Genomic DNA, 519 nt, shown 5'->3' on the forward strand with positions numbered 1-519 from the left:
CGAGCTGGAAGTCGAGGTTGCCGAGCGGGCGAATGGCAAGCCGGTCTGCTCGGGCTGCTGCCACCATCGCCCAGGCTATGATCGACTGGCGAAGCGCCGATTCGAGTTTGTTCCGTTGTGGGGGATCAAGGTGTTTCTGGTGTATGCCCTACGCCGGGTCGAATGCCCCAGCTGTGGGATTCGCGTGGAACAAATGCCCTGGGCCATGGGGAAACGGCCACTGACCAAGAGCCTATGGCTGGTTTCTGGCGAGCTGGGCCAGGCGGCTCTCCTGGAAGGAGACGGCGGAAGTCTTCCGAACCTCCTGGGAAAGCGCATTCCGCTCCGTGGAGATGGCGGTTGAATGGGGTCGTGCCCACCAGGATCTCAGCGGGGTGCAGGCCATCGGCATCGATGAGGTTGCCTGGAAGAAAGGGCACAAGTACCTGACGCTGGTTTACCAGATCGACGCCCACTGCAAGCGGCTGCTCTGGATTGGCAAGGAACGGAAGACGAAGACCCTGCTGCGGTTTTTCCGCT

1 protein-coding gene and 1 pseudogene are annotated in these 519 nt (G+C 61.5%); both read left to right on the forward strand.

Annotated features, from left to right (window positions below; translation table 11 throughout):
- A pseudogene (locus ACOCD2_RS26155) lies at positions 1 to 343 on the forward strand (hypothetical protein); the annotation flags it as partial.
- Positions 333 to 519, forward strand: a 187-nt coding sequence (locus ACOCD2_RS26160; protein ID WP_419626452.1) for a transposase, incomplete at its 3' end; no start/stop codon positions are given. The pseudogene ACOCD2_RS26155 and the gene ACOCD2_RS26160, both read left to right, overlap by 11 nt.

The sequence above is a fragment of the Thiolapillus sp. genome (genome assembly GCF_048562965.1).
Classification (GTDB): Bacteria; Pseudomonadota; Gammaproteobacteria; order Chromatiales; family Chromatiaceae; genus Thiolapillus; species Thiolapillus brandeum_A.